The organism is Solimonas sp. SE-A11 (assembly GCF_030345715.1).
Taxonomy (GTDB): domain Bacteria; phylum Pseudomonadota; class Gammaproteobacteria; order Nevskiales; family Nevskiaceae; genus Solimonas_A.
The window spans coordinates 37,733-63,835 of the sequence record NZ_JAUASX010000026.1 but is presented as its reverse complement, the minus strand read 5'-3'; the positions used below and the strand labels follow the sequence as shown (position 1 = coordinate 63,835).

Below are 26,103 nucleotides of genomic sequence, written 5' to 3'. Positions count from 1 at the left end.
TAGTGAGAACCGGCGTGCGGCTCCAGGCTCTCCCACGATCGCTCGATCAAGGGTTTATCGGGCGCGCACGCCGGGCTCTCGACACCAGATTACGAAAAGACCAAGAGATAAGGGTTTCTGTACAACGAGCGTCTGGTGATCCATCAGACATTTAAAGACACCCTCTCCCCTGCCCCTCTCCCACTGGTGGGAGAGGGGATTCCTGGTTACAGCGCCGACAGGTCCGGCGTGACGCGGCCCAGGGCCAGGTAGCGCGGCTCCACCACCTTGTAGCCATAGACCGCCAGGCCGCGGATGGCGGAGGCGAACTTGGTCTGCAGGCGGATCACCTCGGCGTTGATGAACTGGTTGGCCCAAGTCACGCCGTCCTTGTGGCCGGCGACGATCGGGGTCACGTTCAGCGCGGCGTCGGTGTAATCGGCCAGTTGGTTGGACTCGTACAGCATCAGGCCGTCGATGGTGCCCAGGCGGCCGTTGCGCAGCGTGCCCTCGGCGTCGCCGGTGATGAGCGCCGACTTCACGTCGGTGTTCTTCAGGATGGTGCAGAACCAGGCCGGCAGCACCACCCAGCGGCCAACCTTGGAGACGCCCTGCTCGGTCAGGGCCTGGTTCATGCGCATCAGGAAGCGGATGGCGTTGTCCGCGTCGATCACCACCGGGGCGCCCACGGCGCCCAGGTCGATGGCGCCGGACTTCTTGCCGGCGTTGGCGCCCTGGTTGTCGGCGTGGATGTCCAGGATGATGTCGGAGAGGAACTCCGCGTCCTGCTTGAGCACCACCTGCTCGGCGGCGTCCTCGGCGTACATGTCCATCAGGGCCATGTCGCTCTGGATGCGGTCCACGTCGTCCAGCACCACGGCGTAGTACTTGCCGCGGTTGAGTTCCAGCTCCGTGGCGCTGTCCTCCGGCGTCTCGTAGGCGATGTCCAGGTTCTTCTGGTAGTCGCCCACCGAGACATCCGGCGTGCGGCGGATGATCACCTTGTCGCCCAGGCGGGTGACTTCACCCTCCCAGTCGTTGCTGGTGATCTCGCCGCACACGGTCATGTCGTAGTGCTTGACGGTGGCCTTCTGCGAGAACAGCGTCGGGATGTACTTCGACGTGCCCGTGCCGTTGGCGGAAAGATTCGGGTAGGTACCCGAGATCGGCATGTTTGCCATGTGTGTTGGTCCTTGTGTGGGTTGGGTCTTGAAACTCGATGGGCCAACCGCCGCTTGTCGCCCGCTCGTGCCGAACCTGTCGAAGCACGAACGGGCCGCTGCGGCGGTCGGCCGGGTATCCGCTCAGCCTTCGACAATCTCAGGGCGAACGGATGGGTGCGTCATCAGCCGATGCGGCCACCGATATAGGCCTCGTCGATCAGGCGCTGCATCGCCGCCTGCTCCTGCGCGCGGCCGCGGTAGCGGCCCCGCGCGACGTCGGCCTGGAACTGGCGGATCTGCGCCTGGCTGATGGCCGGGCGCGGGTCCGGCGGGTTGTCACCGTCGGGCGAGCCGTCCGGCAGCAGGCGCTTGTTCGGATCACGCACGCCGGCGCGGGCGCCGTGGTGGCGCAGGTAATCGCGGAACAGGCGCGCCACGCGGCCGGCATCGCGGCGCTGCTCGAAGCGGTGGAGCAAGGCCTGGCGTTCTTCGCCGGTGGCCTCGTCGCTCTCGGCCAGGTAGCCCAGGAAGCGCGGGTCGGCATTGACCTGCTCCCATTCCGGCACCTGCCGCGACAGCTCCGACAGGAAGCCGTCATAGGCCCTCTGCTCCTGGCTGCGCTGCGTCTGCGCCACGCGCTCGCGCGTGTCCTCCAGCTCCTGGCGCAGCGGCGCCAGCGAGGACTCCATGGCGTTCTGCAACTGCGGCTGCAGCGTGCGCTGCGCGGCACGCAGCACCGCCCGCAGGTGATCCTCGCCGTAGTGCTCGATCTGCTCGGCGCTGAAGTGTTGCGCCAGGTCCAGGCCCGCCACCGGATCGCGTCCGGCGTCGAGCTGGCCCTGGAGTTCCGCCAGCTGCCGCTGCATCTGCTGCAGCTGGGCTACTTGGCCCTGCTGCTCACGCGCGCGATCCTCCCGCTCCCGGCGCAACAGGCCCTCGGTGGTCTGGAAACGCGCGCGCCAGTAGTCCGGCGCGGGGCCCGGATCCGGCAGTGCCGCCTCGGCGCCCGGCTCGTCCGCGGGCTCCACCGCTGGCACCGGCTCCATGTCGGGAGCGGGTGCCGGTGCGGGGTCCGGACCGGGCTGGGCCAGTTGCGCCTCCAGCTCGCTGGCGGCGGCGATCTGCTTCTGGATATTTCTCGGGTAACGTCGGCTCATCTGGGGTTTTCTCCACGCCGCGACGCGCCGGGTCCCGGGACGGGTCGGCGTTGGCGGCGTTAGTGGGTGGAAACAAAAAAGCCCGGCGATTGCCGGGCTGGTTGGGCGAGCTGCGGACGCAAGCTCTCTGGGGACTATTTTACGTGGGTGTCCTGGGAACTCCTAACGGAGTTCCGTATTTCTTCATGGGCTGCGCTTGTGCGCAGCACCTGCATGATGCCGGGGCTCTACAACGCCGCCAGGACGATGATCGCCCAAAGACCCAGCACCGCCAGGAAGTTGATCGTGAAGACGATGCCCCGCAGCCGGACGTTGCCGGTGAGTATCTGGACCAGGCTGTGCAGAACCCGCCCGGCGATGAAAGTCCAGGCCAGGGCCAGCGATAGGCCGGCCGGCTCCGACCGCAGAAGGATCAGGCAGGCCGCATGGAAGAACAGCGGCCACTCGAACTGGTTGGACAGGTTGGCGCTGATGCGGGGTTCCATTGCCGCCCAGGGATTGCTGCCATCGGCACGTTGGCCAATGCCCCAGATCTTCGGAGCCCGAGCCACCGTGAGGAGCGCGTACAGGAACGCCGCCAGTGCCACGTGGGCGGCCATGGGGATGATCAGGGGGTGTGACATTGATGCGCTTGCCCTACACGGTCTGCTCAAGCTCGGCGAGAATCTGCAACGCCTTCTTGTACTTCTCCTGCCGCTTCAGATCTTTGTCAGTGACATCGCTTAGTCGTGTCAGATCCATGTTGTCTTTGAGATCTTCCACCTTCACCCTCCTCGCTAAAGGATTGGCTGCAAGTCTTTTTATGAAGCCCTCGTAGTCTTCGCACTTGCGGCGAGTCAGGCAATCAACTGCACTAACCACCGACTCTGGGAAACCCAGGCCGCGAAGATCCTGCAATGAAACATCTCCGTCTTCCACCACGTCATGCATAACAGCCGCCATCATTTCTGCGGCACTGCTCATGCGGAGCATCAGGCGCAGAGGATGAAGAATGTAGGGACTACCACCTTTGTCAATCTGCCCTTTATGCGCTTTGCAAGCCAAGGTGATTGCTGCCTCGATGCTGCTCATTTTCACCTTTGAGCACTAGCTCACTCGATTGAAGGGGCGTTGAGAATGCCAATCGTGGTAAAGCTCGCCCTGGAATTTATTCCAATAAATCGGCATTTCCCATGATCCTCAGAACCTTATCAATGGTTTTCAGAACGGATTGATGATCGTATTCATCACTCGCATCCTGCTTCTTCAACCAGCGCAAGTAATCTGCGAACAGGGTTTTTCGCTGAACTTCGGCCAAGGCTTCGTCCAACTCCATGTCTCGCACTCCTGGAGCGGAGCTATCAAAATCGTCCATCCACACCAGGCAAGTATCCAGAAGCCATCCGGCTGTGCTTTCGCGCTTCAGGTATTCCTCGCAATGGATGGCAACTGCCCTGATGAACTGGGATATGTCTCAGTCCCTCACAAAAACAACACCTTCACCAAAGTGAAAGCCGCTGGTGGCCATTTCTCTTTACCCGTTGTCTGACCAGACTATGAACCTCCTTCCCGCAGAACCTGTCCGACACACTCTTCCCAATCCTCCCAAGCCGCCGGATCAGCGGGAACCCCATCGCCTAAGAACTGCATAGATCCCAACAAGGAGCCGATATCGTCCGACTTCGTTAACTGATACTCCCGTTCCAGAAACAGAAACATCGCCTTGTAGGCTTCCTTCCTAGACAGCATTACCTGATCGTTCATTATTTCCACACTGGTCTTTCTGAGGCAGCCAATCCCGTTACTGGATTGTACTCTCGCGGCGCAATATTTCTCCCCGCGTTGGTTATCTTTCCATCTCGCATCTGAACCCAGACCTGTGTTCCATCAGGAAGAATCTTTCCAGCCCAAGTATTTCCGAACCCGTCCGTTCCCAAGATCAGAGATGTGTCATTGCTGACACTTTCTATGGCCTATTCGCGTACCCAGTGCGCCGCTAAGTCCTCCTCCCGCCGCCACGATGGATGCCTTTCTGCGCGCTTCGCTGCGCGCAGTCGCCATCACCCCCGCATCGCTCATTGCTCTCTGCAGAGAATGCTTGTTCCGAACATCGACCCCTTGGCGGGCCAAAGAACGAATCAGTTCAGCCGCATATTCCTGGTCGTACGCCGACTTGGTGCCGAATCCGATACCAGAAACTGCCGCAACGCCCTTGTCGATGCTCCGCCCTCTGCGCGCTAGCGTTAGTTGCAGGGCCATTTCCGGAGTCGCCGCCATCAGGCTTGGCGACAAAGCTCCAATGGCTCCTGCAGGATCAGCGGCGATCGCCGTAGCCTTTTCACGCAGTCCAGATGCCGCAAAATACTTTCGCTCAAAATCATTCTGTGGCGAAATTGACAGATTCAGCGCTTCCTTGGCAATCAAGTCTCTCTGCTGATCCAGTTTTTCCCTGACATCTGCCAACCTGCGATTTCGCGTTCGGGAACTCCTGGGAATAATCGGTCGCAGGCTGAGTGGCGCTTCTTCCGGCTTCATGTATGCCGACTCAATCTCGGCCAAGTCGCGTTCACGTTCGATTGCCAGCCGCTGACTCCATAGCGAGCGCGCCTGACGCATCCGATCCGCTAACTTCGGAGCCTCGGCCTGTCGCCACTGTTCGGGCAGCGATCCTCCGAGGCTCTGCCGCAGGAAATTCTGGCCATAGTCTGGTCCCATCAGCGCTCGCCGCTGCGGGGCAGCGTTGCGGTGTGGTGGCGACAAGGGTGGCGGGTCCAGCACGAAGCCTGGCGGTAGTTCCGCCGGGTTAGGGTGTTTCAGTGGCATCGGGTTCTCGAAGAATGAGTGGGTTAGCCGCGCTGCGCGCGCGCCAGGGCCTGCTGCGCGGTCTGCGGGGCCTTGATGAGTTCTTCCAGTGCCAGCGCGCGGCCCTGCGAGCGGTGCAGCGCGGGGCCGTCGAGGCGGCGGTTGGCTTCGTCGGCCTGGGTGAGCGAGGCGGTGAGCCAGTCGCGGTAGAGCTGGTAGTCGGGGTTGGCCTGCAGGCGCAGCAGGGCGGAGCTGAGGCGTGGATCCAGAGTTTGCATGGGGTCTTTGGGAGGGAGGAGCTTGGTTGACGACCGTTCATGCTTCGACAGGCTCAGCACGAACGGGAGAGGTCGGGAGTTCAGGGGGAGCCATCCATGGCGAGGCTGCAGCTACTTGAATAGGCCTCCGGGGCGGCCATCCGTGGCCGCCCGTGATCTGCCGCAGGCGATGCCATTCGGGCATCGCCCAAGCGCGGCAAATCACCCCTCTCCCACGAGGGGAGAGGGGCTTTCTGTCATCTGCTCCCGCGCCGCCAGCTCCTCCTCGCTCGGCATGATGTCGTCCACGCGCAACTCCAGACCCTCGAAGTACTGGCGCAGCAGGGCGGCGCGGCCGCGTTGGCCGATGATGCCGAGGTCCACGGGGTTGGCGGTGGCGGCCAGGGCCTGCTGGCGGCGCTGCTGGGCCTGGTCCTTGATCAGCAGGGCGGCGGTGCCGCGTGGCACCACGGCGCAGTCGCCCTTGAGGGCGGGCTCGTCCACGTAGAGCATCACCCAGGTGAAGGCCTGCTGCACGGTGCGCGAGATCACCTGGGTGTCGATGTTGGCGATGCCGCGGCGCAGGCCCTTGGCGGCGGCGTTGAGCAGCATTGAAAGGCCCGAAGCAGTCTCCCCTGCGCCGCCGACGCGGTCGTTGCCGTAGGCATAGCGCGGGATGCCGGTGGCGTCATCGGCGCGGCGCTCGAAGTTCTCGAACACGGCCAGTAGCTCCTGCGCGTTGCTGCCAGGCTGGAAGAAGCCGATGGGCGCGCGCTGCGCGGCGTTGGGGTCACTCTTGAACTGCCAGATCTTCCAGGGGTGCATCTGGGTGATGGCCTCGCCGTCGGCGAGGCGGTCCACCTCCATGTAGACCTGCGGGCCGCTGGCGATGCCGAGGTTGCTGACCAGGGCGCGGGCGGAGGCGTTGCAGAGGTCTTCGTGCGGCTCGCACATCTCGGGGATGGCGCGGCCCCAGAAGGCGCCGGGGATCGCCTCGTAGCAGGCCTTGTGGTACGGCCGCTGGCCCAGCGGGTCGTCGTTGACGACGCAGCGGATCAGGTGGCTGCCGACCAGGATGGCGTCGATCTCGTAGGGGCGGTCCGGGTCGTCGATCTCGGCGGCCTCGTATCTCCACTCCAGCAGCAAGCGGCCGGGCACCGCGCCCCAGTAGTGCAGGCCGTCGATCAGGTCTTCGCGCGTCAGCCAGTCATAGCTGCTGTCGCCTTCCAGGCGGTTGCGCTCGGCGTCGGTCCAGAGCCAGTGGCGCAGGCTGCCACCACGCGTGCCCTGCAGCACCTGGCGGATGTCCCACTCGGAGTTTCCGGGCACGCCGATCATGGCGTAGAGCTCGGATTCGGTCAGGCGCAGGCGCTCGATGAAGTCGCGCTCCTGCGGGCTGCGCGCATGCGGGGCGGGGTAGCAGTCGAAGGGGCTGATGCGCTTCCAGGCCAGGCCGCTGCCCTCGCTCACGGCGGGCGTGGCGCCGCCCAGCCACTGCAGGCGACGCTGGCGGCGGGTGTAGGGGCCCTTGAGGATGGCGGCGGGATAGGTGGAGAAGTCCTCGATGAACTCGTCCAGCGCGGCGTCGTAGCCGCCCTCGTCCATCAGGTCGGCGATACGGTCGGACATGCGCGAGGCGCGGCGCTCCGCTTCCTTGCGCAGGTCCTGGCGCAGGCGGGTTTCCAGATCACCCGCCTGCTGCGCCACCTGCTCACGGAACTGCTGCGGGTCCTGCGGCTGGCCGGCGGCGATCATCTGCTGCCGCGCCTGGCGCGCGGCGCGCAGCAGCAACTGCAGGCGCTGCGGCTGCGGCAGATCCGGCAGCGTGGTGGGCTCCAGCGCCCAGGCGCGGTCGGAGGCGGGCATGAGGATGTCGCGGATCCAGGCGGCCGCGGCGCGGCACTTGGTGGCGGACAGCGGCATGAACAGGCTGGTGGCGCAGCCCTGTTCCTGGAACTCGCGCACGTCGCTCTCGGCGTACACGCCCTTGCGGCGGCGCAGGCAGTTGAGCAGGCGGCGGTCGATCTGCTCGCGGGCGCGCTTGTTGCGCTGCCAGGCGGACTGGATGTGGCCGACGAGTTGCGAGGGCGCACGTGGCGCGGACGGCGGCGGGGGCTGGGACTTGCCGGTGAGTTGGTCGGGGGTTTGCAGGTGAAGCAGGCCGAGGCTGGGCATGGGGTTTCCGGAAGTTGGTGACCGCTCCGCTCGCCCTGCAGATCGAAGGGTGGGCGGAAGCGTTGGGGGTACGGTGGGTAATCCGCTCACCCTTCGACAGGCTCAGGGCGAACGGATCGTAGTGACCGCGGGGAAGCGGGGGTCCAAGAATCAGCGCCAGCGCGCGGGCTGGACTTCACGGGCCTTGGTGTTGCGCGTATCGGCACGTGAATCGCCGGCCACCGCGCCGGTGCGGAGGGCATCCGCGGCGTGGGAGGACCAGTCGTGCAGGGGCTGGTCCTTCCAGCAGCCGCGCACGGCGTCCCATTCCTTGCGGTAGTGCTCCAGGGCCTTGCGGCCCTCGGCGGTGCGGCTTTCGTCAAACCAGCACTGCGGCAGCAGGCGGCGCACGGCCTCGATGCCGTCAGCCACCTTCAGTTGCGGCGCCACGTCGAAGCGCATGCCCAGCTCGGCGGCGGCCTGCAGGCGGCTCTTGGCGTCGTTGCCGAGCTCGCGCACCTTGAGATCGTGCGGGCCCACGTGGCGGCTGTAGACGATGCCGTGCTGTTTGGCACGCTGCTTCAGCACGCCGCGGTAGTGCGCCAGGCCCTCGCCGCTGTTCTCGTAGTAGTCCACCACGCGCAACTGCAGGCCCTGGCGCTGCAGGAACCAGATGGCGGTGCTGTCGTCCACGCCCAGGTCCCACCAGGTCTCCACCTGCAGGCCGCGGTCGTAGGGCACCTCGCCGACGCGGCCGGTGCGGTAGGCCTCCAGCAGCGGCGTGCCGTAGTAGGCGCCCTCCGTGCTCTGCTGGAAGGCTTCCTCGGGCGTGGAGGGATACTCGGAGCGCACGTCGTCGCCCTGGTCGCGCCATTTGCGCGCGTACCAGCAGCGCTGGCCGCGCGTGAGCGCCTGGCCGATGCGGGCCTCGGTGTCGTGGAAGTAGCGCAGTTCGGCCTCGGTGAAGACGAAGGCCGGTTCCTCCACGCTGTACTCCGGGTGCTCCCACCAGGGCAGGAAGGAGAAGCGCCACTCTCCGTGCAGCAGCGGCGCGTCGGCGCGGCGCTGCTGGGCCTGGCGGCAGAGCTCGTAGAAGTGCCCGGCGCGACCGCGGGCGGTGGATTCGATCACCTTGATGCCGCCCTTGGGCACGGCCTCGAAGGCGCCGGTGCGGATCTCCTGCGCGCGGCGCGGGTAATGGGCGCAGATGTAGCCGTATTCGGTGACGTGCAGCACCTGCACGGTGCCTGAGCGGAAGGTCAGGCCCACGCGGATGCTGGAGCCATTGGCGAAGATCATTTCGCTTTCGGTCTCCTTGACCGCGGGCACGGCGGCGCGCAGCTCGGGCGGCAGGTTGTCGTAGGCGAACTTGATCTTGTCGCGGAAGATGACCTTGGCGTCCTCCTTGGTGTGGGCGATCACACCCACCGATACGTCTCGGTTGAACAGGCAGGTGTCGAGCCACAGCATGCAGTAGCCGGTGGTGATGCCGAGCTGGCGCACCTTGAGCTCGATGTTGTTGTGCGCCAGCCGGTCATAGGCGCGCTGCTGCGCCCAGTTGGGCGTGAAGCGGATGCGCCGGCCCTCCTTGTCCTTGATCCAGTACAGGTTGCCCAAGCGCCAGGCGCGGTCGGCCAGCGGCGAGCCCTCAGCGGCGCACGAGTCCATTCAGGCCTCCGTTCTGCTCCGAGGCCTGGGCCAGCAACTGCGCCAGGCTGCCCTCGCCCGCCGTCTCCTCGGCCTCGGAGGCGTCGAACACGCCGTGGGCCTTGCCCAGCAGTTCCAACGCCTTGAGGCGGTCGATGGTGTGCAGGCTGCGCACCTGCTTGGTTTCGGTAGCGCCTTCGTCGTGCTCGTCCTTGCGCTTGACGCCGCGCTGGTCCTGGAAGTCCAGGCCAGCGATGGCGGCGGCGGTATCGTCGTCCCAGTCCTGCGGCGGCTTGAGATTGCCGGCGGCGTCGAAGAGGCGGCGCACGTCGAAGCGCGCGGCGCGCGCCAGGTGCGCCAGCACCTCGTCGCGCCCCATGTGCTGCGCGGCCCATGCCGAGGCTTTCTTGCTTTTCATGTCTTGATTCCTTGTTCAGAACGTCCAGCCCAGGCGCGCGCGGCCCTGCAGCGCACCGCCCTCGTCCATGACCAGATCGGCGCCCACGCGGAAGCGGCCGAGATCACGCTCCAGCCACAGGCCGGGTTGCCCGGCGTATTGATCCAGGCTGGCCCCAGCGGCCCAGCCGCGCTTGGGCGGCGGCACCAAGGTCGCCTCCAGCGGCAAATCCAGCGCCTGGATCACCTCGCCGTCGGGAGAACTGGCCAGCACGCGCCGGCCGCCGTCGAGTTGCAGCAGCGACAGGTCCAGCGATATCGGCGGACAATCCTCTCGCCGGGGCTGCACGGTGACGGCGATGCGGCGCTCCTCGCGGCTGCCGCGGGGCAGCGCATGCGGCGGTTCAAGGGGCGTGGCCGGAGCGGCTGACCGCGCGGCGATGAGACTGCCGTCGGATTGGCGCTGGGCAGCGACAGGGCGCAGGTCCTCGACGACGACGCGTGGCGCCGGATGCAGATGCCAGCCGATGAACACGCCTGCCAGAAGACCCAACAGCAGCGCCAGCAGCCACAGCCCGAGATACAGGCGGCTCATGACGGGCGCTCGCACAGCGCCCTCTCCGCGGCCCGGCGCCGCTCCAGGCCCGGCAGGCGAATGCCGCGCGCATGAACCCAGCGGCTCAACTCCGCGCAGGCGCCGGCGTAGTCGCGGGCATTGAGGCGACGCGCGAGCGTGGAGCGGCAGAAGGCCCCTGCTCCCACGTTGAACGTGAAGGACGTGAAGGCCCCGCGCTGCCCCGGCGTGAGCGGCACGCGCACGCAGGCCATCATGGCGTCGTGCGCCGCCAGCAGTTCATGCCACAGCAAGGCCTCGCATTGCGCGCGCGTGGCAACATCGCCGACGCGTACGCCCGCCGTGCTGCCGTAACAGATCGTGGGGATGCCCACCGGATCACGGTACGCCGTCGTGCGCAGGCCCTCGAAGCCTGCCACCAGCACGAAGCAGCCGAGCAGGCCCGCGACCGCCAGCCGCGCCTTCATGCTCCGCTCCGCAGCTCGCGCCGCCATTTCCATAGCAAGTGGACGGCCTGCAGCCCGAGATAGGCCAGCGTCAGCCAGCCCACCAGGTCGTGAACGGTTACCCCACTGAAGAAGGCCAGCACCGGTGGCCCGGATTTGGCCGCCGCCGCACTCACATCGCCACGCATGTCGGTCATCGGATATCTCCTGAAACGAAAAAGCCCGACGCGAGGGTCGGGCATTGGAAGAAAGCGCTGGACGTCGGGAACAAAAAAGCCCGGCACGGGGCCGGGCTTGGTCGAACTCTGGACGCGAGCTCTCTGCGGACTATTTTACGACGATGCAGGCCACACTCATAACGGAGTTCCGTTTTCTTTCATGAGCCGGCTGGCATCAGTTGCAAGCGGCCGAGGCCACCTGCAACTGTGCCGCCCGCACCATCCGGATCAGCGGTACCAGCAGCAAGCCGAACAGCAGAAGACCCGCACCCGCCAGCAGCAGGAAGGTGGACTGCAGACCCCAGCCGTCCAGCGCAAGGCCCACCAGAGGAGCCGTAGCCAGGTAGGTAGCGCGGAAGCCCAGGTGCGCCAGCGAGTTGGCCGTGGCCCGGAAGCGGCCCGGCACGCGACGGTTGAAGGCGTCGCGCAACACCACCAGGCCCAGGCCACGAGCGATGAAGAACAACAGGCTCACCGCCAGCCCGCCTGCCAGTCCCAGGCCCGCCAGGCCGAGATAGCCCAGCACCGGCGCCAGGCCGATGACCGTCATCAGCACGGCAACTCCCCAGCGGCGCTCCAGCCCCAGGGCCACGCGGCCTGCAAGGGCCGCCACCAGGGCCAGGCCGCCCCAGAGGTAGCCGAACAGCGACAACTCGATGCCCTGCGCCTGCCAATGCGGCTGCAGCAACCACACGGCATAGAACGAGCCCTGGCTCCAGATGCACAACGCCAGCAGGGTGTAGCGCAGCACGCGACTGCTGCCCCACAGATGCACGACGATCTCGCGCAGGTTGCCAGCGTGATCATCGCGCGACAGGCGCTCTCCAGGCGGCTCGTGCAGGCCCAGTGCGAACAGCAGCGGCAGGGCGCCCACCAGCGCCTGCACCCAGGCGACAGCATCCAGCGACCAGGCCAGCAGCACCAGGCTGCAGACGATGCCGGCCAGGGCCTCGCCCGAGGTGTGGAGCGCGAACATGCGGGTCACGACCTTCTCGGGATGGCTGTTGTCGCCGGCCAGGGCCTGCTCCGTGTCGTACAGCAGCGCGAGATCGGCTCCCGATACCAGGCTGACGCCCACGGCCAGCAGCAGCTCGCAGATCGAGAGCTGCAGGAAGCCATGCGAGAACACGAAGCCGGCATGCCCCGCAGCCATGAACAGTGCGCCGACCTGCAGCGAGCGCACGCGGCCGAAGACGTCGGCGATGTAGCCCGACGGCACTTCCATCAGCAGCACGAAGCCCGCAAACACGGCCTGCAGCAGCAGGACCTCGCTGAGGCTCAGGCCCCGCTCGCCCAGGAAGGGCACGATCACCGGGATGATCACCAGGAAGACCTGGAAAAAGCCCAGGCCGGCCACGCAGCTGACGTTGCGCCGCAGGCGTATCCTCAACAACTCCTGTTCATCGTTCGTCACCATGACACTGCTCTTGGAAAAACAACCGCACAAAGACAAAACCCCGGAGGCTTGCGCGCTCCGGGGTTGGTTCGGACTACAGATCCGTGATCTGGAAGGTCAGGGCGAACAACCCGGAGCAGCGCGCGCAATAACGGCAAAACCCAGCACATGCGAACGCATGGCCGGAGTGTTGCCTCGAGAGTTGTAGGCGCGAAGGATCACGGGTGTACCTGATTCAAGGGCGCGCATCCTGCGCCTGGGCTCGAGGCTTGTCAATGCGACTGGGCCCGCCAGCGGATCGGCCCTGGAATCGCTACATGATCTGGATCACCGCCTATGACCCTGCCTGGCCCGATGCTTACGCGCGAGCGAGCACCGCGCTGCTGCGGGCGATGGGCGAGCGGATCGTTGCCATCGAGCACACCGGCAGCACCTCGGTCCCCGGCCTTGCGGCCAAGCCGGTGATCGACATCTGCGCAGCTACGCGGGACCTGGCCGGTTTCGCGGCCATGCAAGTGCGCTTGCAGGAGATCGTCTACGAGCCCGAGGACTACGGCGCGGCGCAGCGTCTGTTCTACGTCCGCAAGCGTGCCGACGGCAAGCGGACGCATCATCTGCCTGTGTTCCCCTTCGACCAATGGCCAATGCTGAAGGAGCGGATGTTCGCCGCTCACCTGCGCCAGTACGCCGACGCGGCAGCACGCTACGCTGCCTTGAAGCTGCAGCTCGCCGGGCTCGGGCTCGACCGCGAGGCATACACGCGCGGCAAGACCGCGCTGATCCAGGAGCTGATGGACGCAGCCCGCGCCGAGCGCGGGCTGCCGCCGGAACCCGTCTGGGAGGAGTGAGGCGCGACGCTCAGCTGACGCCGAGGTAGCGCCCCTGCTTGTGGTTGGTGACCAGGATGAAGCTGGTGGTCACGGCGCCGAGGATGGAGAGCGCGACCCGATCCGGCGGAAGCTGGAATGCCGCCAGCAGCACGATGAGGCAGTCCACCGCCATCTGCACCTTGCCGGCACGGATGCCATGGCGCTCCTGCAGGTACAGCACCAGCAGGTTGATGCCGCCGAGGCTGGCCTTGTGGCGGAACAGCATCAGCATGCCGGTGCCGATCAGCGCGCCGCCAATGACGGCGCCATACGCCGGCTGGATGAACGATAGCTGCAGGACCCGCGGCGTGAATGCCGACAGCAGCGACACCAGGGCGACGGCGGCGAAGCTTCGCAGCAGGAAGCCGCGGCCCATGCGCGCCCTGGCCAGGGCCAGGAACGGCAGGTTGAACACGAAGAAGATCGGCCCGAATCCCCAGCCGGTGACATGGTCGAGCAGCAGGGCCGCGCCGGCGGTACCGCCCGTCAGCAGGCCGATCTCCGCATAGAGCGTTACGCCGAGCGCAACCAGGGCCGTGCCGCATAGCAGGGCCTGCAGGTCCTCGACGGGACCATGGGGGGTGTATGACAGCCTTTCTTCCATGGGGCGCAGTCTGGGCCGCCCGACCCGGGGCTCCATCCGTACAAGTACCTGAATCCCGGGAGCGTACCCCGCTAGCGCCCCTGCGCCTTGCGGTACTCGCCGGGTGCGCGGCCGAACCAGCGGCGGAAGGCTCGCGTGAAGCTGGCGGTATCACCATAGCCGAGCTGCAGGGCCATCTCCTCGATCTTCATCTCGGTGCCCTCCAGCAGCTGCACGGCGACCTGCTTGCGCTCGGCCTCCACCAGGTCGCGGAAGCTGGTGCCCTCCTCCTCCAGGCGGCGGCGCAGGCTGCGTGGCGCCATGGCCAGCTGCTGCGCCACATCCTCCAGCGAGGCCACCAGGCCCAGCGGCCCGAGCAGCAGGCGGCGCACCTGCCCCGTCACGCCCGCCACCTGGCGCCGCTCAAGTTGCGCGCGGCACTGGTCCTCGAGCAGGCGCACCAGGTGGGCGTCGTACATCGGCAGCAGGGTCTCGGCGTCCTCGCGCCGCAACACCAGGGCGTTGCGCGCACAGCCATACCGGGGAGCGATGCCGCAGAGCTCTTGGATGCGCCCGGCATGGGCCGGCGCGCGGCCCTGGAACTCCAGGCGCTGCACGTGCAGGCCCCGCAGGCCCAGTTCGTGCAGCAGGTTCACGGCGGTGGCCATGTCGCGCTCCAGCAGGAACTGGCGCAGGTGCTGCGGTATGCCGGACGGGTCGGCACTGACGCCGAACTCGCGCTCGTCGGAGAACAGCGCCAGCTGGCAGTAGGCGGTGCTCAGCGGCAGGTAGCGCAGGGCGCTCTGCGTAGCCTCGCGCAGGTTGCGGCTGATGCGCATCACGAAGCCCCAGATGCCGAAGGTGGCCACGTTGTACTGCAGGCCCAGCTCGAAGCCCGGCGCCTGTACCTGGGGCAGCGCCAGGATCAGGTTCTCCACCAGGCGCATCTCCTGCTCACGCGCGATCAGGGCATCGGCGTCGCGCAGCTGGGCCTCGGTGATGCCGGTGCCGAGCAGGCAGGTGGCGGTATCGACGCCATGACGCGCGCCGAAGTTGACCATCACCTGGGCGATGGCGACGGGATGCTGGAAACTGGCCTCTGCGGACATGGCGGCTGGGGTCCTGCTCAGGCTACTGGCCGGAAATGCACGGCGGCAGGCCGGCAATGCCCTGCCGGGCGTCCTGCCCCGGCGGTACTGTGCGACCTGTTAGTGCTCGCGCTGGAGTCAGCCATGCAGCAGGATCTGGTTTCGTTGAACAGGCAGGCCATTGCCACGGCCCGGGAATATACAGGCGAGCTGGCGTGGCCGACAGTGGCACTGGCGCTAGGCGTGATCGCGGCCTTCATCGCCAACCTGTGGCTGTTCGCGGCGGGGCTGATGCCGCTATGGGCGGCGATCCTGGCCTATGCCGTGCTGACCTACATGTCCTACACGCCACTGCACGAGGCGGCGCACGGCAACATCCACGGCGGCCACGACCGGCTGCAGTGGCTCAACGATCTCTGCGGCTACCTGGTGGCACCGCTGATCATGGTGCCCTTCTCCACGCACCGGGTGGAGCACTTCACGCATCACCGCTACACCAACCAGCCGGACAAGGACCCGGACCACGTCGTCAGCGGCATGCGCCATGGCTTCCTGGCCTTCATCCTCCACGGCCTGCGCTTCCTGTGGGTGCAGAACACCTTCCTGTTCCGCGACTACTGGGCCACCGCGCCGCTGCGCGAGCGCGCCACCTACGTGGCGGAGGTGAGCTTCGCACTCGGCTGGCGCCTGGCCTTTGCGCTGGCGGTGACCCGCGAGCACACCGTGCTGCTGCTGGTGGCCGGCTACCTGGGCGGCGCGTTCTTCACCGCCTACTGGTTCGCCTATCGCCCGCACCTGCCCTACGAGGAGCCGGCGCGCTACCGCAACACCAACAGCCTGATCATGCCCCGCTGGATGAAGCCGCTGGAATGGTTCTGGCTAGGCCAGAACCTGCACTCGGTGCACCATCTGTTTCCGCGCGTGCCGTTCTACCGCTACCACGCCCTGCACCGGCGCATCGAGCCGGCCATGCGCGCCCACGGCACGTCCATGATCGGCATCTTCAGCCGCCGGGCCGTTCCGCCCGATGCCTGAGGACGCATTCAGGCGGCCTTCGGCAGCGGCTCCAGGTCCATCACGCGGATCTGCTCGGGCGGCACCGGGCGACTGAACAGGAAGCCCTGGCCGCTGTTGCAGCCGTGCTGCAGCAGGAACTGCAACTGCGCCGGCTTCTCCACGCCCTCCGCCAGCACCTCCAGCCGCAGGATGGTGCCGAGTGCGATGATGGCGGAGATGATCTCGGCGTCCGTCGAATCCTCCGGCACGTCGCGCACGAAGGCTCGGTCGATCTTGAGCTTGTCCACCGGAAAACGCTTTAGATAGACCAGCGAGGAGTAGCCAGTGCCGAAGTCGTCGATGGCGATGCGCAGGCCCAGCGCCTTCAGGCGGCTGATCTTGTCCTGCACGTCGGCGGTATCGCCGGCCAGGGCCCCTTCGGTGATCTCCAGTTCCAGAACCTGCGGCGGCAGGCCGGTCTCCCCCAGGATCGTGCTCACGCGGCTGTCGATGTCGGGCAGGCTCAGCTGGCGCGGCGACAGGTTGACCGCCAGCGTGCCCAGCTCGAAGCCTTCCGCGCGCCAGCGCGCCACCTGCTCGCAGGCATGCCGCAGCACCCACTCGCCCAGCGGCACGATCAGGCCGGTGTCTTCGGCCAGCGGGATGAACTCCGCCGGCGGCATGGTGCGCCCCTCGGCGTCGTGCCAGCGCACCAGCGCCTCGACGCCACGCAGGCGGCCGGTGGCGAGGTTGACCAGCGGCTGGTAGTGCAAGGTGAACTCCTCGCGTTCCAGGGCACGGCGCAGGCGTGCCTCCAGGTCCAGGCGTGACGCCGCAACCTGGGTGAGCGCGGCGTTGTAGAAGCGGTAGGTACCGCGCCCGGCGGCCTTGGCCTCGTACAGGGCTGAGTCGGCGTGCTTGATGATGTCGCCGGCGCTGTCGCCGTCGGCCGGGAACAGGCTGATGCCGATGCTCAGGCCCACGTAGGCCTGGTGCCCGCCGGCCAGCAGGAAGGGCTGGCTGACGCACTCGATCAGCGACCGCGCCACGCGCGCGGCGTCGGCCTGGCCCAGGCCCTCCAGCACCACCACGAACTCATCGCCACCCTGGCGCACCAGCAGGTCCGACTCGCGCAGCGCGGCGCGCAAGCGCTTGGCGACGATGGACAGCAGCTCGTCGCCTGCCGTATGGCCCAGGCTGTCGTTGACGTTCTTGAAGCGGTCCAAGTCCATCATCAGCAGTGCGCCGGGCTGGCCGTTGCGGCGGCCGCGCACCAGCGCCTCGTCGAGCTTGCTGCGCAGCACCAGGCGATTGGGCAGGCCGGTGAGCAGATCGTGATGGGCCAGGTGTTCGAGCTGCGCCTCGGACTGCTTGATGCGGCTGATGTCGGAGAAGCTGCCGACATAGTTGACGAGCTTGCCGGAGTCATCGTGCACGGCGCTGATGGTCTGCCACTCGGGAAAGATCTCGCCGTTCTTGCGGCGATTCCACATCTCGCCCTGCCAGAAGCCCTGGCTGCGGATGGCGTCCCAGACCTGGTCGTAGAACGCCGCGTCCTGCCGGCCGGACTTGAGCAGGCGCATGTTCTGGCCGATCAGCTCGGCCTCCGGGTAGCCGGTGATCTGGCAGAACGCCGGGTTCACCGCCAGGATCTGGCCTCCCGGGTCAGTGATCACCACGCCCTCGTGCGTGGCGGTGAAGACTGTCGCGGCCTGGCGCAGCTTGAGCTCCTGGTCCTTGCGCTCGGTGACGTCATGCAGGAATCCATGCCAGGTGACGCTGCCGTCCGGATCCGTTCCCGGCATGGAGCGCCCTTCCAGCCAGCGCACCTCGCCGTCCTGCGCGTGGATGCGCATCTCGCGGTGCCAGGGCGTGACGTCATGGCAGGACTGCTCGATGGAATCGATCAGCCCCCGCAGATCGTCCGGGTGGACCCGCGCGAAGACCGGAGCCATGTCGTGGGCCACCTGCTCGGCCGTCACGCCGAACAGTGCCTCGAAGGGTGGTGAGGCATAGGGCATGCGGTAGCTGCCGTCGTCCAGGCGGCAGAATGCGAACAGCGCGCCCGGCAGCGTCCCCGCCACGCGGCCGATGTATTGCTGTAGCGTCAGCCGTTCGCGCAGCGCCTGTTCGATCGCCTTGCGCTCGCTGATGTTGACGTGGGTGCCAACCAGGCGCAGCAGCTTGCCGCCGGCACCATAGACCGGGAACCCCTGGCTCTGGATATGCACGTAGGCCCCGTGCTTGTGCCGCATGCGGCAGTCCAGCTCCAGGCTGTGGGCACTACCGTCGCGCACGCGCTGCACGGCCTGGCGCAGGCGTATCAGGTCCTCGGGATGCAGCAGGCGCTCGTAGGTCGCGATGCTGCCCTCCAACTCCTCGTCACCATAGCCCAGCATCGCTTTCCAGCCGCTGGAGTAGTAGGCGCGGCCATCGTCTAGGTTCCAGTCCCAGACGCCGTGCTGCGCGCCGCGCATGGCCAGTTCGAAGCGCTCCTCGCTCTGGCGATGCGCTTCTTCCGCCCGGCGCCGCTCGGTCACGTCGCGGATCGCACCGAACAGGTACAACGGCCGGCCCTGGGCATCGCGCACCAGGCTGGGATTCACCGCCACCCAGAGTTCGCTGCCGTCCTTGCGCAGGTAGCGCTTCTCGTAGGTGCCCACCTGAAGGCCGGCGGCCACCGCATCCCGGTTGCGGCGTGTCTCCTCCAGGTCATCCGGGTGCGTGATGCCGACGAAGCCCTTCTCGATCAATTCCCCGGCGCTGTAGCCGGTCAGCCGGCACATCATCGCGTTGACGCGCAGCAGGCGCCCATCCGGCGTGGACAGCATCATGCCGATGCTGGCGTTCTCGAAGGCCTGGCGGAAGCGCTCCTCGGAATCCTCCAGCGCGTGGCGCTCCTGCGCCAGCGAGAGGTCCTCGGCTTCCGCCCGGCGGCGGAAGCCGGTGTACAGCAGCGCCGCCGTCACCAGCACGAACAGCAGGCCCTTGATCACGTTGATCTGCGCCGCCAGCTGCGCGTCCGGCAGTGACTGCACCCAGCGATCCCCGAAGTAGACCCAGGCCGCCGACAGCACCAGATAGGCCAACGCGATGCGCCGGGCAGTCCAGCCGGCCGCGGAGGCCAGCGACGCATTCCCGTCGCGCGAACCGGCGAGGGCCGCGACGGCTTTACCACACCGCTGGAGGAATGAGGGCTGCATTGCCATTACATCGGCAATGCAGCCCCGGTCTTTAGCTCATCACGCCCTGGCGCAGCATCCGGGCGACAGCCGGACGGGCTTGCGCATAGGTCTCCAGCATCAGCGCCAGGGGTATCCGCAGTTCGCGGGCACGGAAGCGATCCGCATCCGCCGCCTGGGTGGCGCAGCCACGTTGCGTGCGGACCCGCTCCAGCGGCCATTGCAGGTGCACGGCCCGCAACACCTGGCGTTGCAAGGCGGGCAGGCGGCTCCAGGCCATGTCCATGCTTTCGCCCGCCAGCTCGTCCGGTGCGTCAAGCGCGGCATGGTCCTCGCCATCCCAGACCGGGATCGCATAGTGCCGCTCCGCCGACGCGCAAGCGGTGAAGGCCTGCGGCCCACCGATGTCGCCTGCGGCCCAGCGGCGCCAGTTGTCCAGCATCCGGTCCAGCCACTCGTCGCGCTGCGCCCGCGCGATCACTTCCGTCGTCAGTCCGCTGTCGTAGGTTTTCATTGCCGTCGCTCCTGCCGCCTGGATCCATCTGCCGCCGCCGGCGGCACTGCCCTGCCCCTTCACCCCGATCCTCACGCGGCAGGCTCCAGCGCCGCCGCCATCTGCTCCGACAACTGCCACAGCTTCACCGCCGCCATGCCCCGCGGCTCCCGCGTCGCTCCCCGCATCAGGTCGCCCAAAGAGGAATAGGAAAGGCCACAGAGATCGGCGATATCCGACCGGCTCAGCCCCGCCCGCTCGCACCACAAGACCCGCTCTTTCCAGTCGCTGTCCATGTGCATATTTTACGGTTTTCCGTATGTCTCGGACAATGGATTTCCGTAACGGAATTCCGTATATTTGCTACATGACTGTCGGAGAACGAATTAAATCCGCGCGCAAGGCGCAGGCCCCCATGATCGGGGTCAAGCAGCTGGCCGACGCCGTCGGCCTGGCCGTCAGCACGCTCTACGACCTGGAGCGCGGCGAGCAGGAAAGCACCACCAAGCTGCACGCCATCGCCGAGTTCCTGGGCGTGCGCGCACGCTGGCTGGAGACCGGCCAGGGCCCCATGCGTCCCGAGCAGGGCGACCTGCTCGACGCCAGCTTCGACGACAAGTACGACCGCGTGACCGTGGTCCGCGGCGCGATGCTTTCGGGCGGCCCTGGCAAGGTGTCCTGGGAGTTCGAGGAGGTGGACCGTCACTTCGCCTTCCGCCGCCAGTGGCTGCAGGAAAAGGGCCTTCGCGCCGACCGCTGCCGCATCTATGAGGTGGCCGGCGACAGCAACGCCCCCTACATTCGCCACGGCGACGTGGTAATGCTCGACCTGGACGACCGCAAGGTGGTGGACGGCGAGTTCTACGGCCTGGCCTTCGGCGACGACCTGCGGGTCAAGCAACTGGCCTTCCGTGCCGACGGCGCCCTGCGCGTGATCAGCGCCGCGGAGCCGGACAAGGCCGAGACCTACCGCGGCCAGGAGATCGACGCCATCAGCATCATCGGCCGCGTGGCCTGGCGCGGCGGCTGAGCCCCGGGGGGGGCCGGCACAGGGTAGATGAGGCCCTGATGCGGTTCCGACGGGGTAGCGCTCCGGTACGCATGCCTCGCCCCCGGATCTCGCGCAAAGATTACGGAATTCCGTCATCTCATTTGTACGGCATGCCGTACAATACTTCCGTACCCGACTACGGAATCCCGCCATGCCCGAAACCCCTGCCCTGCACCCTGGCGATACCGCCCGCATCCGCCACGGCCGCCTCCGGCATCGCCTGGCGGAAGTGCTGAAGGTGGATGGCCGCCACGCCACCGTGATTACCGCCGCGGGCGAGATCTGCCTGCCACTGTCCAGCCTGGAGGCTCAGTGATGGGTGCCGCGCTGAGGATGGACGACGGTGCCTTGATGCCGGCCCCTCCGGGCCAGGCGGAGGACCGCGAACGCCGCCGCATCGCCGCGGCACTGGACCTGCGCACCGGCTCGCTCTGCGACGGCCGCGCGCTGGTGGCCGAGGCCCTGACCGACTGCGACGCCGCCAACGCCACGCTGCGCAGCATCGCCAGCCATGTGCGCACGGCCGTGCTGGGCGACAGCGAAGCGGTGGACCGGGAGATCGGGCGGATCGTGCGGGAAGCGGTGATCCGCTACGCCCGAGCCCCGGTCTAGGAGGCGTTCAGGCCGCGGCCGGAACTCCGACCACGGCAATCCGATTGCGGCCGCCGGCCTTGGCGGCATCCATCGCCGCATCGGCATCGGCCAGGACCTCGCGCAGGTCGCGCACCTAGTCCTGTACGTGGATGGAGGACGGGCCGATGCTGACGGTGACGCGGATGGTTTCGCTGCCGATGTTCACTGCGGCGTCTTCCACGGCACGGCGCAGGCGCTCGGCCAGCCCCAGGGGCTTCGGCCCGCGCGGGCCAGGATGGCGGGCTTGCCCCCCTCCGGTCCGCCACGGCCTGATGACCGGGCTCCAGTGATCCTACGAATCGCGGCCCGCAGTCAGCCACGGATGCCGCCCGTTTGGGGGGTAGGCCGGCATCACCAGGATTGGTATGACCCCTCCAGACGACGTCCGGAGCGGGGCCGGGTCCCGTTTCCTGGCCCGGTCTTCCGTGGCAGGATGGCGCGGTATCCATGAGTACCCTCAGCCCTTCGGACCCCAGAGCCCTGACGCCAATCGCCGCATCACGTCCGCGTGCTCAACGATGAGCCTGCACCTGCCCACCTTGCTGATCGTCACCGTACTGGCCTACCTGGTCTTCGGCCTGTTCCAGATCGCCATGAGGCAGTTGCGACGCGAGCGCGAGGGCCAGTTGCTGTGGGGCTTCTCCAATCTCGCCGGAGCCCTCGGCGGCTCGTTGCTGCTGTTGCGCGGCATGATTCCGGACTTCGCCTCCATCGCCCTGGCCAACGGCCTGCTGGTGCTGGCGCATTCTCTGATGTGGGCGGGCCTGCGGCGCTTCTCCGGGCAACCCGTCCACTGGTGGCTGGTCTGGTCCGCGCCGCTGCTTGTGACCTGGCTGTTTTGGGGCTTTGCTCCCGTGGCTGGCAACGCGCCTGCCCGCACCTGCGCGCTGGCGCTGTTCATGCTGCTGTTCAGCGGCGCCAACTTCGCGGATGCTTGGCGCGCCCAACGGCTGGAGCCGCTGGTGATGCGTCGGCTGGTGATGACGGTGTTCCTGGTGACCTGCGTGTTCATGGCGGACCGCGCGCTGTTCATGCTGCAGCACGCCTCGCGCGCGGCGGAGCACACCGTGATGCATCCGGTGCATACCTACTCGGCCCTGGTGGCGCTGCTGATCGTGACCGTGTGGAACCTGTCGATCCTGATGATGGCCAGCGAACGCCTGGCCAACCGCCTGACCGGGCTGGCGCATAGCGACGGCCTGACTCGGGCGCTGAATCGCATGGGCTTCCGCGCCCTGGCGGTGCGCCAGGTGCAGCGTTGCCGCCGCGACCGCAAGCCGGTATCGGTGCTGCTGCTGGACCTGGATCACTTCAAGAGGATCAATGACAACCACGGCCACGAGGCCGGTGACCGGCTGCTCTGCGCCTTCGCCGCCACGGTGGGCGAAATGATCCGCCCCGGCGACCTGCTGGCCCGCTACGGCGGCGAGGAGTTCTGCGTGCTGCTGCCGGAGACCGGCCTGGACGAGGCAGCTGCCGTCGGCGAGCGCCTGCGCGAGCGCTTCGCCACCGTCCGCATACGAGCCGACGACGCGGTGATCGGCACCACCGTCAGCATTGGCGTGGCGCAGTTCCTGGGTGGAGAGATGATCGATGATGCGGTGTCGCGCGCCGACCGCGCGCTGTACCAGGCCAAGCACCACGGCCGCAATCGCGTGGAGACCACCGCGACGATCATGGAGCCCGAGCCGGCCTGAGTGCCGGAAGGCGGCACCGGAACCGGGATCAGCGCAGCAACGAGACGGCGGGTTGCCGCCGCACATCGCGCCATCACGACTGCCGTTGGCCTCGTGCGCGGCGCTGACGGCTGCTCGAACGTCCGTGCTTCGAGGCGCGCGTCAGCCGAGCCTGTCCTTCAGCAGCCTCAGCAGGTCGTTGGGATTCACTGGCTTGGTCAGGTGGTGATCAAAGCCCGCCTCTCGGGAGCGTGCCTTGTCAGCCTCTTGACCCCAACCGGAGATCGCCACGATCAGCCGCTGCGCCGCCCAGGGCTCGCCGCGCAGGCGCTGCGCCACCTCGTAGCCGTTGAACCGCGGCATGCCGATGTCCAGCAAAATCACCTCGGGCCGGAAGCGCGCGGCCAGCTCCAGGGCCTCTTCGCCGTCATGCGCCATGCGCACGTCGTAGCCCTGCATCTCCAGCAGCGCGGACATGGCTGCGGCGGCGTCGCGGTTGTCGTCGGCCAGCAGAACGCGGCGGCCGTCGCTCTGCTCCGGCACCGCCGGCCGCATCGCGGTGGCCGGCAGAGAGTCCAGCGGCAGCAGCGGCAGGGTGACGATGAAGCTGGTTCCTCGCCCGAGCCCCTCGCTCTCCACTGCGATGCTGCCGCCGTGCATCTGCACCAGCGCCCGGGCCAGCGCCAGGCCGATACCCAGGCCGCCGCTGCTGCGCTCCAGCGAGGGCGATACCTGGGAGAACATCTCGAAGATGCTGCCCTGATGTTGCGGCTCGATGCCGATGCCGTTGTCGCGCACCACGATCCGTGCCTGCGCGCCCTCGCCCGACACCTCCAGCGTGATCACGCCGCCCGGCGGCGTGTAGCGCGCGGCGTTGTTGAGCAGGTTGACCAGTATCTGCACCAGTCGCGTGGGGTCGGCATTCACCCAGAACGGCCCGGCGCCCAGCGACAGCTCCATCCGGTGCCGCGCCTGATCGATCTGCGGCGCCGCCGCGTCCAGTGCCAGGCGCACCGCTGCCAGCAGGTCGGTCACCTCGCGACGCAGTTCCACCGTGCCGCGGGTGATGCGCGAGGCTTCCAGCAGGTCGTCCACCAGCCGCGTCATCTGCTCGGTCTGCCGCAGTATCAGGTCGCGCGCCCACTCGGTCTGCGCCGGGGTGGCGCGCGGCGAGCGCAGGATCTCGATGCCGCTGCGGATCGGCGACAGGGGATTGCGCAGCTCGTGCGCCAGCGTTGCGAGGAATTCATCCTTGCGGCGGCCGGCAGCGTGCAGCTCCTCGTTGAGGCGGCGCAGCTCGCTCTCCGACTGCTCGCGCTCGGTGATATCGATCCCCAGCCCGTAGACCATGTTCGGCTGGCCGGTCTCGTCGCAGTCCACGCGGCCCCGGCCCTCCATCCAGCGCCAGTCGCCACCGGCCGGCAGGAAGCGGAATTCCACCGCGTAGTCACCGCGCCGCTCGATGGCGCCACCCACCGCCTGCGCCACGCGCTCGCGGTCCTCCGGATGCACCTGCGCGAAGAAGTCCTCCTCGCGCCCCTGGAATCCGCCCGCCGGCAAGCCGAAGATTTCTTCCATCTCGCGGCTCCACCAGACCTTGCCGCTGAACAGGTCGCGCGACCAGGCCCCCATGCGCCCGCCGCGCATCGCCAGCGACAGCACGTCACGGCTCTGCTGCAGCGCGGCTTGCGCCCTTGCGCTCTCCAGCGCGAACCAGGTGCGCTGCGCGATCTGCTCCAGCAGCGTGGCTTCCTCCATGCTCCAGCCGCGCGGCTCGCGATGGTGCAGCGCCAGCAGGGCGACGAAACGGCCAGCCTTGACCAGCGGCACGCACAGCGCCGCGCGCGTATGCAGCGCGGCATAGGTGGCGCGCGTGATCTCCGAGGCGCAGCGCTCGTCGGCCTGCACGTCCACCACCGCCACCGGCTTGCCCTGCGCCAGGTCGTCGATCAGTGCAGGCCCGAAGTGATGCAGGTGATAGCGGCCGGCGGCGCTGGCCAGGTCCGCGTCGCAGTAGTCGCGGCTGATGATCAGCTCGGTGCCATTGTCCTCCACCTCGCCGAAGCCGCAACGGCTCACGCCGAAGTGGCGCGCCACGCGCGCCGCGAATTCCTGCAGCACCGCCTGCGGGTCTTCCAGGTCGCGCGTGGCATCGTTCAGCTCCAGCAGCAGCGCTTGCGCGCGGGCGTCGCTCGTCAGCCGCGCATCCGCTCCAGCCAGCGCCTGCACCACGGCGTCCACCTCCGTCAGGCCGCCGCCGGAAGGCAGCACCGACAAGGCGCGGTTGCGCCCCATGCCGCGCGCCGCTTCCGCCAGGCGCTCGATGGGCCGCTGGATCGAGCGGGCCACGCCGGCTGCCAGGATCAGCCCGATGCCCAGCAGCAACGCACCGGCCAGGACGGCCGCCATCGCCGAGCGGCGCAGGCCCTGGTCGAGCTGTTCCGTGGGCACGGCCACCAGCACGGTCCAGCGGGTGATACCGGAGCGCCGGTAGGCGGCGACGCTGGCGTCGCCCTCCAGCGTGCGGCTCTCGATCACGGCCTCGGGCTTGCTTCTCAGCGCCGCCAGCAGATCGGGCGATGCCGAGCGCGTGACGAAGCGTTCATGATTCCGGTTGCGCGCTACGATATGGCCGTCGGCGTCGAGGATCGTGGCGATCCAGCCGTCCCGCAGGTTGAGCCCGTCGAACAGGCGTGCCTGCGACTGCGCGGTCATCTTGACCGCCAGGCGCAGCGTATGGCCGCCGCCCTGCACCGGAAGCGACATGGCCACCACCGGCGCCTGATTGAGCGCGCCGGGCATGACATTCCACAGTTGCAGGCTGGGCCCGCCGTCGAAGGTCGCGGTGGTGGGACGGGCCAGCGGCTCCCGGGGCAGGATCGTGCCCGGCACCGCGCTGGTGTTGATTAGTTGTTGGCCCTGTTCGTTCGAAAGCACCAGCCAGACGCCATCACGGGTCAGCGCCTCGCGGGCCTGCCGCTCGAAACCGGGGTAGTCGCCCGTCGCCAGCAGGGGCGAGGTGGCCAGGGCCTGCAGCAGGACGCCGGCCTGGCCCAGTTGCTGGTCCTGCGCGATGGACAGGGCTCGCGCGGTGTCCGCCAGTTGCTGCTCGGCGCGGCTGCGCTCCTGGCGATAGCCCTGCATCACCAGGTAGGTCCCACCGGCCACGGCGGGGATCATCAGAGCCGCCGTCAGCTGCTGAAGGCGGCTGCGGACCGACGAACTGCCACGAGCTGCTTTTCCCGGCGTGGCCCTGCCCATTGCCTCTCCTGATGCTCTATCGGATCCAGCGGCTAGCTGCCACCGTCCGGTCGGTCTGATGTTTGAGGCTGCATTCTTCCACAGCCCCGCGTTCCCGGCGGCC

Annotated in this window: 27 protein-coding genes; 6 read left to right on the top strand and 21 right to left on the bottom strand. The window is 67.6% G+C overall.

Going from position 1 to position 26,103, the window contains the following annotated elements; translation table 11 throughout:
• Positions 1-206 precede the first annotated feature (206 nt).
• The 15 genes from QT386_RS21405 to QT386_RS21335 all read right to left on the bottom strand — a co-directional run bounded on the left by QT386_RS21405 (position 207) and on the right by QT386_RS21335 (position 12,189).
• Positions 207-1,160 (bottom strand): hypothetical protein, encoded by a 954-nt coding sequence (locus QT386_RS21405; protein WP_289275790.1) that lies wholly within the window; start codon positions 1,158-1,160, stop codon positions 207-209.
• Positions 1,161-1,324: 164 nt separating this feature from the next.
• Positions 1,325-2,299, bottom strand: a complete 975-nt coding sequence (locus QT386_RS21400) for a hypothetical protein (RefSeq protein ID WP_289275789.1) — start codon at positions 2,297-2,299, stop codon at positions 1,325-1,327.
• Positions 2,300-2,526: 227 nt separating this feature from the next.
• Positions 2,527-2,922 carry an MAPEG family protein gene (locus QT386_RS21395; RefSeq protein ID WP_289275788.1) on the bottom strand — a complete coding sequence of 132 codons (396 nt, stop codon included), beginning with the start codon at positions 2,920-2,922 and terminating at the stop codon, positions 2,527-2,529.
• Positions 2,923-2,935: 13 nt separating this feature from the next.
• Positions 2,936-3,370: a hypothetical protein gene (locus QT386_RS21390; protein WP_289275787.1), complete on the bottom strand. Its 435-nt coding sequence runs from the start codon at positions 3,368-3,370 to the stop codon at positions 2,936-2,938.
• Between the two features lie 76 nt (positions 3,371-3,446).
• A complete protein-coding gene (locus QT386_RS21385) occupies positions 3,447-3,614 on the bottom strand; it encodes a hypothetical protein (RefSeq protein ID WP_289275786.1) in 168 nt (55 codons plus the stop codon).
• Positions 3,615-3,832: 218 nt separating this feature from the next.
• Positions 3,833-4,042: a hypothetical protein gene (locus QT386_RS21380; RefSeq protein ID WP_289275785.1), complete on the bottom strand. Its 210-nt coding sequence runs from the start codon at positions 4,040-4,042 to the stop codon at positions 3,833-3,835.
• Between the two features lie 186 nt (positions 4,043-4,228).
• Positions 4,229-5,101, bottom strand: a complete 873-nt coding sequence (locus tag QT386_RS21375; RefSeq protein ID WP_289275784.1) for a hypothetical protein — start codon at positions 5,099-5,101, stop codon at positions 4,229-4,231.
• 23 nt (positions 5,102-5,124) lie between these two features.
• On the bottom strand, positions 5,125-5,358 hold the full coding sequence (locus QT386_RS21370; RefSeq protein ID WP_289275783.1) for a hypothetical protein: 234 nt from the start codon (positions 5,356-5,358) through the stop codon (positions 5,125-5,127).
• Between the two features lie 201 nt (positions 5,359-5,559).
• Positions 5,560-7,512, bottom strand: coding sequence for a hypothetical protein (locus tag QT386_RS21365; protein ID WP_289275782.1), 1,953 nt, complete (start codon positions 7,510-7,512; stop codon positions 5,560-5,562).
• Between the two features lie 150 nt (positions 7,513-7,662).
• Complete coding sequence (locus QT386_RS21360) at positions 7,663-9,159, bottom strand: hypothetical protein (protein ID WP_289275781.1); 1,497 nt, start codon at positions 9,157-9,159, stop codon at positions 7,663-7,665.
• Complete coding sequence (locus tag QT386_RS21355; protein WP_289275780.1) at positions 9,140-9,556, bottom strand: terminase small subunit; 417 nt, start codon at positions 9,554-9,556, stop codon at positions 9,140-9,142. Before QT386_RS21355 ends, QT386_RS21360 begins: the two co-directional genes overlap by 20 nt.
• Positions 9,557-9,571: 15 nt before the next feature.
• On the bottom strand, positions 9,572-10,129 hold the full coding sequence (locus tag QT386_RS21350) for a hypothetical protein (RefSeq protein ID WP_289275779.1): 558 nt from the start codon (positions 10,127-10,129) through the stop codon (positions 9,572-9,574).
• Positions 10,126-10,575, bottom strand: coding sequence for a lysozyme (locus tag QT386_RS21345; RefSeq protein WP_289275778.1), 450 nt, complete (start codon positions 10,573-10,575; stop codon positions 10,126-10,128). Before QT386_RS21345 ends, QT386_RS21350 begins: the two co-directional genes overlap by 4 nt.
• Complete coding sequence (locus QT386_RS21340) at positions 10,572-10,751, bottom strand: hypothetical protein (protein ID WP_289275777.1); 180 nt, start codon at positions 10,749-10,751, stop codon at positions 10,572-10,574. The genes QT386_RS21345 and QT386_RS21340 overlap by 4 nt, the downstream gene beginning before the upstream one ends.
• Positions 10,752-10,947: 196 nt before the next feature.
• Positions 10,948-12,189 carry an MFS transporter gene (locus tag QT386_RS21335; protein WP_289275776.1) on the bottom strand — a complete coding sequence of 414 codons (1,242 nt, stop codon included), beginning with the start codon at positions 12,187-12,189 and terminating at the stop codon, positions 10,948-10,950.
• Positions 12,190-12,485: 296 nt separating this feature from the next.
• Between QT386_RS21335 and QT386_RS21330 the strand changes: the two genes are divergently transcribed.
• A complete protein-coding gene (locus tag QT386_RS21330) occupies positions 12,486-13,016 on the top strand; it encodes a GrpB family protein (RefSeq protein ID WP_289275775.1) in 531 nt (176 codons plus the stop codon).
• A 10-nt stretch (positions 13,017-13,026) separates the two neighbouring features.
• On the opposite strand, the gene QT386_RS21325 is transcribed toward QT386_RS21330, so the two are convergent.
• On the bottom strand, positions 13,027-13,641 hold the full coding sequence (locus QT386_RS21325) for a YitT family protein (RefSeq protein WP_289275774.1): 615 nt from the start codon (positions 13,639-13,641) through the stop codon (positions 13,027-13,029).
• Between the two features lie 71 nt (positions 13,642-13,712).
• Positions 13,713-14,729 (bottom strand): AraC family transcriptional regulator, encoded by a 1,017-nt coding sequence (locus QT386_RS21320; RefSeq protein ID WP_289275773.1) that lies wholly within the window; start codon positions 14,727-14,729, stop codon positions 13,713-13,715.
• A gap of 123 nt (positions 14,730-14,852) precedes the next feature.
• Here QT386_RS21320 and QT386_RS21315 point away from each other — a divergent pair, with 123 nt between their 5' ends.
• Positions 14,853-15,743: a fatty acid desaturase gene (locus QT386_RS21315; protein WP_289275772.1), complete on the top strand. Its 891-nt coding sequence runs from the start codon at positions 14,853-14,855 to the stop codon at positions 15,741-15,743.
• Positions 15,744-15,751: 8 nt separating this feature from the next.
• On the opposite strand, the gene QT386_RS21310 is transcribed toward QT386_RS21315, so the two are convergent.
• The 3 genes from QT386_RS21310 to QT386_RS21300 form a co-directional block, all read right to left on the bottom strand.
• On the bottom strand, positions 15,752-18,907 hold the full coding sequence (locus tag QT386_RS21310) for an EAL domain-containing protein (protein ID WP_289275771.1): 3,156 nt from the start codon (positions 18,905-18,907) through the stop codon (positions 15,752-15,754).
• Between the two features lie 31 nt (positions 18,908-18,938).
• Positions 18,939-19,400 (bottom strand): hypothetical protein, encoded by a 462-nt coding sequence (locus QT386_RS21305; RefSeq protein WP_289275770.1) that lies wholly within the window; start codon positions 19,398-19,400, stop codon positions 18,939-18,941.
• A 71-nt stretch (positions 19,401-19,471) separates the two neighbouring features.
• Positions 19,472-19,675 carry a helix-turn-helix domain-containing protein gene (locus QT386_RS21300; protein ID WP_289275769.1) on the bottom strand — a complete coding sequence of 68 codons (204 nt, stop codon included), beginning with the start codon at positions 19,673-19,675 and terminating at the stop codon, positions 19,472-19,474.
• 119 nt (positions 19,676-19,794) lie between these two features.
• Between QT386_RS21300 and QT386_RS21295 the strand changes: the two genes are divergently transcribed.
• The 4 genes from QT386_RS21295 (at position 19,795) to QT386_RS21280 (ending at position 22,760) form a co-directional block, all read left to right on the top strand.
• The gene (locus QT386_RS21295; RefSeq protein ID WP_289275768.1) at positions 19,795-20,409 is read left to right on the top strand and encodes a S24 family peptidase; all 615 of its coding nucleotides are present in this window, start codon (positions 19,795-19,797) and stop codon (positions 20,407-20,409) included.
• A 172-nt stretch (positions 20,410-20,581) separates the two neighbouring features.
• Entirely contained in the window at positions 20,582-20,746 is a 165-nt protein-coding gene (locus QT386_RS21290; protein WP_289275767.1) for a hypothetical protein, read from the top strand.
• Complete coding sequence (locus QT386_RS21285) at positions 20,746-21,042, top strand: hypothetical protein (protein WP_289275766.1); 297 nt, start codon at positions 20,746-20,748, stop codon at positions 21,040-21,042. The genes QT386_RS21290 and QT386_RS21285 overlap by 1 nt, the downstream gene beginning before the upstream one ends.
• 539 nt (positions 21,043-21,581) lie before the next feature.
• The gene (locus tag QT386_RS21280; protein WP_289275765.1) at positions 21,582-22,760 is read left to right on the top strand and encodes a GGDEF domain-containing protein; all 1,179 of its coding nucleotides are present in this window, start codon (positions 21,582-21,584) and stop codon (positions 22,758-22,760) included.
• A gap of 141 nt (positions 22,761-22,901) precedes the next feature.
• On the opposite strand, the gene QT386_RS21275 is transcribed toward QT386_RS21280, so the two are convergent.
• Entirely contained in the window at positions 22,902-25,919 is a 3,018-nt protein-coding gene (locus tag QT386_RS21275; RefSeq protein ID WP_289275764.1) for an ATP-binding protein, read from the bottom strand.
• Positions 25,920-26,103 lie beyond the last annotated feature (184 nt).